Annotated in this window: 7 protein-coding genes and 1 pseudogene; 3 read left to right on the top strand and 5 right to left on the bottom strand. The window is 70.8% G+C overall.

Annotated elements, in window-relative coordinates:
* The coding region (locus tag ACFWVE_RS34355) for an ATP-binding protein (protein WP_384022993.1) at positions 1-1,390 on the bottom strand (1,390 nt) is incomplete at its 3' end.
* 433 nt (positions 1,391-1,823) lie between these two features.
* Here ACFWVE_RS34355 and ACFWVE_RS34350 point away from each other — a divergent pair.
* Entirely contained in the window at positions 1,824-2,204 is a 381-nt protein-coding gene (locus ACFWVE_RS34350; RefSeq protein WP_384022990.1) for an anti-sigma factor antagonist, read from the top strand.
* A 28-nt stretch (positions 2,205-2,232) separates the two neighbouring features.
* Here ACFWVE_RS34350 and ACFWVE_RS34345 read toward each other — a convergent pair whose 3' ends face one another.
* Positions 2,233-3,186, bottom strand: coding sequence for a ribose-phosphate diphosphokinase (locus tag ACFWVE_RS34345; protein WP_384022987.1), 954 nt, complete (start codon positions 3,184-3,186; stop codon positions 2,233-2,235).
* A gap of 247 nt (positions 3,187-3,433) precedes the next feature.
* On the opposite strand from ACFWVE_RS34345, the gene ACFWVE_RS34340 reads away from it, so the two are divergent.
* Positions 3,434-4,096 (top strand): DUF4230 domain-containing protein, encoded by a 663-nt coding sequence (locus tag ACFWVE_RS34340; protein WP_384022984.1) that lies wholly within the window; start codon positions 3,434-3,436, stop codon positions 4,094-4,096.
* A 98-nt stretch (positions 4,097-4,194) separates the two neighbouring features.
* Positions 4,195-4,734 (top strand): annotated as a pseudogene (locus ACFWVE_RS34335) (VanZ family protein); the annotation flags it as partial.
* Between the two features lie 227 nt (positions 4,735-4,961).
* Here ACFWVE_RS34335 and ACFWVE_RS34330 read toward each other — a convergent pair.
* The 3 genes from ACFWVE_RS34330 to ACFWVE_RS34320 form a co-directional block, all read right to left on the bottom strand.
* The gene (locus tag ACFWVE_RS34330; protein ID WP_384022981.1) at positions 4,962-5,201 is read right to left on the bottom strand and encodes a hypothetical protein; all 240 of its coding nucleotides are present in this window, start codon (positions 5,199-5,201) and stop codon (positions 4,962-4,964) included.
* 384 nt (positions 5,202-5,585) lie between these two features.
* Positions 5,586-5,843 carry a hypothetical protein gene (locus tag ACFWVE_RS34325; RefSeq protein WP_384022979.1) on the bottom strand — a complete coding sequence of 86 codons (258 nt, stop codon included), beginning with the start codon at positions 5,841-5,843 and terminating at the stop codon, positions 5,586-5,588.
* A gap of 77 nt (positions 5,844-5,920) precedes the next feature.
* The gene (locus tag ACFWVE_RS34320) at positions 5,921-7,210 is read right to left on the bottom strand and encodes an ROK family protein (RefSeq protein WP_384022976.1); all 1,290 of its coding nucleotides are present in this window, start codon (positions 7,208-7,210) and stop codon (positions 5,921-5,923) included.
* Positions 7,211-7,346: the final 136 nt, after the last annotated feature.

Below are 7,346 nucleotides of genomic sequence, written 5' to 3'. Positions count from 1 at the left end.
GCGGTACGACGACGACCACCGAGGTGCCGAGCCAGGGCGAGTCGGCGAAGGTGACGCGGATGCCGTAGCGGCGGGCGAGGACGCCGACGACCCGCAGGCCGATGTTCGCGTCCTCGGTGATGCCGCCGATGCCCGCGCCGGGCGCGGTGCCCGCGAGAGCGTGTTCGGCCTCGCGCCTCTTCTCCTCGCTCAGGCCCTTGCCGGAGTCCTGGATCTCGATACCGACGCCGTTCGGGACCTCCTTGCCGGAGACGACCACGGGCTCGGTGGGCGGTGAGTAGCGGGCCGCGTTGTCCAGCAGGTGGGCGAAGATCAGCGTGAGATGGTCCACCAGGCCGCCGTCGACCCCGAGTTCGGGCAGCCGGCGCAGCTGGACGCGGCGGAAGTCCTTGATCCGGCCGATGCCGCCGCGCATCACGCTCAGCAGCCGCTGCGGCTCCTGCCACTGTCTGCCCGGCCGGTCCGAACCTCCGAGGACACCGACGCTGGCGGCGAGACAGTCGGCGGGGCCGATTTCCTGGTCGAGTTCCATCAGGGCCCGGGCGACGGCCGGGAGGCGGCCGTGCTCTCCCTGCATCTCGTGCAACCGGCCACGGAGTTTGCTGGTCAGCACGTGGATGCGGTTGCCGATACTGATGACGGCCTGTTCGGCGGAGGTGGAACGGTCGAACTCCTCCTCGAGCGCCATCAGGGAGATCCGCAGGATCTTGCGCAGTTCGGCCTGGAGTTCGGCGCCGGCCGCGGCGCACTGGGTGCCGCTCGGCAGCAGGTCGTCGATGGCATCGCCTGCGCGCAGCCGCTCGATCGCCTCGGGCAGCTGCGCGTCGGCGAGGTGTGCCACCGCGGCGAGCTGGTGCGCCAGCCGCTCCTCCATGGCCTCGGTCTGCTCGGCGAGCCGGGCCTCGTGTTCCCCGGTCTGCTCCGCGAGCCGGGCGTCGTGACGCTCAATCAGTTCGGTCAGTCGTGCCTCGAAGACCTGGCCCTGTTGAACGAGTTGATTTTCATAGGCCGTGCTCCGATCGGCGAGAAGTCGTTCGTGCGCGGCGTTCCGCTCGGCGAACCGCTCCTCCTGGGCGGTGCGCTCGGCGGCGAAGTTCCGTTCCCGGCCCGCCGCCTGCTCCTGCCATCGCAATGACTTCTGCGACTGCTCGACCTGTACGGCGCGGAGGGCACCCTCGGTCCGGAACAGCCGGATGCGGGTGCGGAGCAGCAACCGTACGCACAACGTGCCGGCCGCGGTGGCGGCGGCGCCGGCGACGGCCGTCGTTATCCGCTCCGAGCTCACGAACGTGGCGGCGACCGTCCCGCTGCCCAGGCCCAGCGGCATCAGCCACCAGCTGTACCAGGCGACGGGGGGCCGCGCCGCCGGTGGCGGAGGGGCGAGTTCCATCTGAATCCTTCGAAGCAACACGATCAGGCATGGGGGGATGTACAAGGGACCGCGCTCATGGGTACGTATCGCGAACCGACGCAACGCGATCGCTTCAACTCGCAGCGCTGGCAAGGAGCTTATCGGTTCCGACCGCAAAAGGATCAAGTTCGGAAGGTGGCGGAAGTGAGGGTTCCGTCACGCCGGGGGAAAAGGATGTCCTACCCACAAGTGGCTTGATCTGATTGGACAGTTGGCAGTCCAAGCAGGTCCTGGACGCCCGGGAGCGTGCCACGCCGCACCGGACCGGCCAAAACCAGAAGGACTCGGTCGCAATTCGAAGACATATGACGATCAAACATGCCCACATCCCGGCGCCTGGGGGTAACTTGCAGTGCGGGGACCGGCGTTGGGGACCGATCCGTGCACGAAGCAGGCTGGAGGCGATGGCGTGGTGCGGCAGCAACCTGCACCGCCGACCCGGTTTCTCCGCGTCCGTCAGGACCGGGGGCACACGGTGCTGGATTTCCGCGGCGAGATCGACATCGTCGCGGAGGTGGAGGTCGTCCCCCACCTGGACGCGGCGACCGCGGCCCCGAAGTGCCGCGTCGTGATCGATCTGACCCGGGTGGAGTTCCTGGACGCCTCCGGTCTGCGCCTGCTGTACCGCGCCCGGCAGCGGATCCTGGAGCAGCACGGCAGTCTGCACCTGGTGTGCACGGACGCGCTGACCCTGCGTGTGCTGCGGATCACCGGCCTGGCCCGGCTGCTGCCTCCACGCCCGACCCTGGACGCGGCCCTGGACCAGCCCGAGGCCACGCCGGGGCCGGTGTGAGAGGTAGCGGGCGGCAGGGCAGCCGGTGCTACGCGGTCGGCGGTGCGTCGAACAGGGCGCTGACGGACTCACCGTTGTGAATGCGCCGTACCGCCTCGGCGAGCGCCGGGGCGATGGACAGGACCCTCAGCTTCTCCGTGTGCTCCTCGGCGGGCACCGGGACCGTGTTGGTGCACACGATCTCCAGTACGTCGGGCTGCTCGCTCAGCCGCTTGAGCGCCCCGGCCGCGAACAGGCCGTGGGTGCAGGCCACTCGGATCGAGCGGGGGCCCAGTTCCCTTAGCCGGTCGAGCAGTTCGAGCACCGTGCTGCCCTTGGCGATCTCGTCGTCCAGGACGATGACGTCCCGCCCGGCGACCTCGCCGATGACGGAACTGATCCGCACCCGGTCGTCGGCGAACCGCTGCTTCGCCCCGGCCGCGACCTGCGCTCCGATGAGACGGGCGAACGCCGCCGCCTCCTTCGCGTTGCCCAGGTCGGGTGAGACGACGGTGGTGCGGCTGAGGTCGTACTGCCGGAAGTGCGAAGCGAGTTCACGCAGTGCGTGCAGATGGTCGACGGGCACCGAGAAGAATCCGTGCACCTGCGGCGCGTGCAGGGTCATTGCCAGGACACGGCTCGCCCCGGCCGCCACCAGGAGGTCCGCGACCAGTCGTCCGCCCATGGAGATGCGCGGGGCGTCCTTCTTGTCGGAGCGGGCGTAGGAGTAGTGCGGCATCACGACGGTGATCCGGGAGGCGGACGCACCTCGGGCCGCGTCGCACATCAGGAGCAGTTCCACGAGGTGTTCCTGCACCGGTCTGACCAGGGGCTGCACCAGGAAGACGTCGCGCTCGCGACAGTTGGCCAGCAGCTGCACCTCCAGACAGTCGTTGGCGAACCTGCTGGCCCGGACAGGGCTGAGCGGCACGCCGAGATGCGCACAGACCTCCGCCGCCAGTTCCGGATGGGCACTGCCGCTGAACACGGCGATGTCTCGCACGGGTCGGCTCCTCGAATGATCATGTCGGCCGGAAGGCTCATGCTACTGGCGCCGGGCCCGGCGCCGCCGTCCGGCTGCCGCGGGGCACCGCCCGATGCCCTCTTCGATCATCGTTCCGACGATTCCTCGAGGCCTCCCGGCACACCGTGCGCCCCCGCGTGCTCCCGCGGTGCTCTTCACATCTCGACTCCCCTGCTTGTTCGGTGAAGTGAGGGGCATCTGGTCGGTAGGAAGGAGGGCCGTCACCATGACGACTCCCATCAGGCGCCTCCCCGGGCGCATGCCGGGCTGGGCGAAGGTACTCACCGCGGTGGTGGTGGTACTCGCCGTGCTCTTCGCGGGGATCCGGCTGAGCGTACTGCCGGGTCTGAAGGACCTGTTCGGCACGGAGACCCACGACCGCTCCGGTCCCGCGCTGCTGGAGTCCATCCAGGACATCAGCCGGTACGACGCCGCGACCGGCAACTTCCAGGTCGTGGTGGACCTGGAGAAGGACACCAGGTTCCTGCCCGACGCGATCCGCGGCAGCCGCACCTTGTACGTGGGCGCGGGCACCGTCGACGCCTATGTCGACCTCGGCAGGCTCGGCAAGGACGACGTACGGGTCAATGAGGACCGTACGTCCGCCACCCTGCGGCTGCCGCACGCCCGCCTCGGCACTCCCGCGCTCGACCCCGAGCGCTCCTACGCCGTCTCCAAGGAGCGCGGACTGCTCGACCGTCTCGGTGACCTCTTCTCCGACAATCCCAACAGCGAACAGGCCGTGCAGAAGCTCGCGGTGCGACACATCGGCGCCGCGGCGAAGGAGAGCGAACTGACCAGCCGTGCCGAGAGCAACACCACGGGGATGCTCGAAGGCCTGCTGCGCTCCCTGGGGTTCACGAAGGTGGACGTCTCCTACGGCGACTGAGCGGAAGCGGGCGGCCGCACCGGCCGGGCGTAAAGACGGCGCCGGGGGGGCAACCGACCTATCCCATCCATGACAGCAGTTGACGACCGGAGGACGGAATGCCCCGTACAGCCTCACGCCCGCGCTTCGGGTGGCGCCGGAAGCAGGGCAGCGCCCCGGCCGGACGCGGCAGCGGGAGCGAGCGGCGTCCGCTCCCGCTGCCAATCCGGCTACTGGTGATGCTCTGTGCCTTCGCGTTCATGGTCGTCTTCGCGGTGGCGCTGGCCCGGGTCACGCTGCAGCCCTCGCCCGCCTCCGAGTCGCTGATCCACACCAATCTGCATCCCGGCCGTTCCCTGCGTGCCTATCTGGACCAGCCCGCACTGCGCGACGCCGTCCGCCAGGTGGGCGGCAACCTCCTGCTGGGCGTGCCCTTCGGCGTCCTCGCGCCGGTACTGGCGCCGCGCACCCGCGGATTCGTGCAGGTGCTGCTGCTGACCGGGACCGTGATGCTGTTGGTCGAGTTCGCGCAGGGCGCGCTGATCACCGGCCGCGCCTTCGACATCGACGACGTCATCCTGAACACCAGCGGGGCGCTGATCGGCTACCTCCTGCTGGGGCGCCGGCTCAGCCGGGCCGTGCACGCGCGCAAGCCGAGGGCCGGGACCGCGCCGAGGAGGAGGACCAGGAGCAGGACCAAGCCGGCCGCCGAACCGAAGGGCACGCCGAAGGGCACGGCGCAGAGCAGGCTGCGGAGCTGGGTGAAGGGCAGGGCCCGGACCGGGGCGGGGGGCGACACGAAGTCCAGGACAAAGACCAAGGCGCAGGCATGACCCGGGCGGCGGCGCCGGCGCAGGAACCGGCGTCCGCCGCGACGTCCGGACGTCTAGCGGTGCGGGGTCCAGGTGTACTTGCCCCCGCCGACCCAGCGGACCACGTCCGGGTCGTCGAGATCATGGACGGTGATCCCGAACGCGGCGGCGACCAGCAGCACGTCGGTGATGGCCCTGGCCTCGCCGATCACCTCTCCGTCGATCTCCACGATCCGGAACGGCGGCTTACCGGGCTGGACACCGAGCACCGTGATCCGTGGATGGGCCATGTACGGGCTCACGCTTTCGGTCATGCATACGAGCGTAGAGCGCAAACCGGACAAGCGCGGGTCCGCGCGCGGGGCGCCGGGGCAGTTCGACCGGCGGACCCTCGGGTGCGCCGCGCCCGGGAACGCGTGGCGGCAGGGGCCGACGAGCAGGCCGGGCGAGTGACACACATCACCGCAAAGTCGGAGCATTGGGCCGGAACACCCGGAACACACCGGGACCGGTCTCCGTTGAAGAGACCGTGGGTGCGGAAGGAACAGTGTCCCCGGGCCACACCTTCCGCCCACAGGGACGATCGTTCGGCTGAAGCCCTGTGGAGCCTTCGCCGCGAGGCGACCGCCTTCCGTACCCACCATTGAGCCGCCCCGGCCGTGATTCCCCCGTCGCGGTCGGGGCTTCCCCTTTGCGCGCTATGCGGAGGACTCGTCCGGTACCGGCTGGTCCGGGTCGGCGGAGGCCGAGTGCGGCGCGCCCCGCCGGCCGGTCCCGGCCTCGTCCGTGTCGGGAACGTCGGGCCGACGCTCACCGGAATCGTCCTCGGCCGCGTCCTCGTCGACGCCCGGGGCGACCTCCCAGGGGTCCTCGCCCTCGCCCGCCTGCTGGTCGGGCAAATCCCGGGGGACGCCCTGGCCGTTCTCTCCCGGTCCTTCGTGGCGGTGGTCGGTCACGGCACGCTCCCATCTTTTCTGCGCCTACGTCCGTACGCGCGCCCCGCCGGGTACCGCCGCGGCACCCGGTGAAACGCTCAGCGCGGCGTCCGTTCCCGCAGGGCTCTGCGCCAGGCGGGCGGCGGGGACTCCTGCTCCGGGTCGGGGCGACGTCCGCCGCGGGCGAAGAAGTCGGCGAGCGGCAGAATCGCGGCGCCGACGGTGACGGCGTCGGGGCCGAGGCTGCCCAGCTCGATCGTCACGTTCTCTGCGGGATGGCGCAGCGCGTACGACAGGGCGTGTTTGCGGACGGCCGGCAGGAAGCGGGAGCCGAGCTGGAGGCCGGCCCAGCCGCCCATGAGGATGCGCTCGGGCTGGAAGAGGTTGATCAGGTCGGACAGGCCGGCGCCCAGGTATTCGGCGGTCTCCTCCAGCACGCCGAGCGCGACCGGGTCGGCAGCGGTGCCGTCGGGAGGGTAGGCGGCGGCGAGCATCGCGGTCAGCGCCGTCTCCTCGTCGGCGTCTTCGGGGACCGGGCCGCCCTCCTCCCGCCACCGGGCGAGCAGCGACTCGGCGCCCGCGTAGGCCTCCAGGCAGCCGAGCGCGCCGCAGCGGCAGCGCCGTCCCCGGACCCGTACGGTCAGGTGCCCCCACTCGACCGCGCGGCCGTGCTCCGCCTCCGGGGTGACGAGGCAGGCACCGACGCCGGAGCCGAAGAGCACGACGAGGGCGTTGCGCGCGCCGCGTCCCGCCCCGAACCACATCTCGGCCTGGCCGAGGGTCCTGGCTCCGTTGTCGATGAAGTAGGGGACGCTGTCGGGCAGGGGCGAGCCGCCACGGAGCAGGGACTCCAGCTCGATGGCGTCCCATCCGATGGTCTGCCCGTGCACGACGGCGCCCCGGTCCGGGGTGTGCTCGACGATGCCGGGGACGCCTATGCCGACACCGAGCAGCCGCTCGGGGGCGAGACCTGCGGCGGCGAGCACCTCGGTGATTCCGGCGCGGATGTGGTCGACGATGACGTCGACCTCGTAGCGCTGCTGCTCCAGCGGGCGCTCGGTGCGGGCGAGTTCGGCGAGGGTCAGATCGAACAGTTCGACGCGGACCCGGGTCTCGCCGACGTCGACGCCGATCATGTGGCCGCTGACCGGCGCCACCCGGAGCAGGGTGCGCGGACGGCCGCCGTCGGAATCGACGCTGCCGGCCTCCTCCACCAGGCCGTCACCGACCAGGTCGGCGACGACATTGCTCACCGAGCCGGAGCTGAGCCCGGTCGCCGGGCCGAGTTCGAAACGGCTGAGCGGTCCGTCGAAGTAGAGCCGCTGCAACACGGCAGTACGGTTGGCCCGCCTGAGGTCGCGTACCGTGCGCCCGTTCCGCCCCGCCATGTGGCTGCTCCTCCCGAACCCCTGCCCGACCTGCAACATACCGCCGGGAGCCACCTCGGCGCGACTTTTCAGCACCCTTATTTAATGTAGTGAACTAAAGCCGGGACGGTCCGGGTGGCCGGTGCCCACCCGGACC

It is taken from the genome of Streptomyces sp. NPDC058632, assembly GCF_042717095.1.
Taxonomy (GTDB): domain Bacteria; phylum Actinomycetota; class Actinomycetes; order Streptomycetales; family Streptomycetaceae; genus Streptomyces.
The sequence above is the reverse complement of the archived record's forward strand: the minus strand, read 5'-3'. Positions and strand labels throughout refer to the sequence as shown.